Raw genomic sequence first — 661 nt, 5'->3', positions numbered from 1 at the left:
CATAAATTTGGTGGCAGTAGCCTGGCCGATGCCAAATGCTACCTGCGTGTTGCCGGGATCATGGCAGAGTACAGCCAGCCGGGTGACCTGATGGTGGTCTCGGCAGCCGGTAGTACCACTAACCAGCTGATTAGCTGGCTTAAGCTGAGCCAGAATGATCGGTTGTCTGCGCACCAGGTGCAACAGGCATTACGTCGTTATCAGAGTGAGCTGATTAGCAGTCTGTTACCGCCGGATGTCGCTGACCCGCTGATTGCTGAATTTATTCATGACCTCGAAAAACTGGCCGCCCTGCTGGATAACAAAATCACTGATGCGGTTTATGCACAGGTGGTGGGGCACGGTGAAATCTGGTCGGCACGTCTGATGTCAGCAGTGCTGAATCAGCGGGATATTCACGCTGGCTGGCTGGATGCCCGCGAATTTTTACGCGCCGAACGTGCAGCACAGCCGCAGGTGGATGAAGCGAAGTCACAGCCGCTGTTACAGCAGTTGATGGCACAGCATCCTGATCAGCGTCTGGTGGTCACTGGGTTTATCTGCGCAAATGATGCGGGTGAAACGGTGCTGTTAGGGCGCAACGGCAGTGACTATTCGGCAACGCAGATCGGTGCGCTGGCCGGTGTGACACGCGTGACCATCTGGAGTGACGTGGCCGGCG

1 protein-coding gene is annotated in these 661 nt (G+C 56.3%); it reads left to right on the top strand.

Annotated elements, in window-relative coordinates; translation table 11 throughout:
* Nucleotides 1-661 (top strand): amino acid kinase family protein (locus WH277_RS01300; protein ID WP_445235297.1); only part of this gene is annotated, 661 nt, incomplete at both ends.

Source organism: Erwinia sp. MYb416, assembly GCF_037479575.1.
GTDB lineage: Bacteria > Pseudomonadota > Gammaproteobacteria > Enterobacterales > Enterobacteriaceae > Erwinia > Erwinia rhapontici.
The sequence above is the reverse complement of the archived record's forward strand: the minus strand, read 5'-3'. Positions and strand labels throughout refer to the sequence as shown.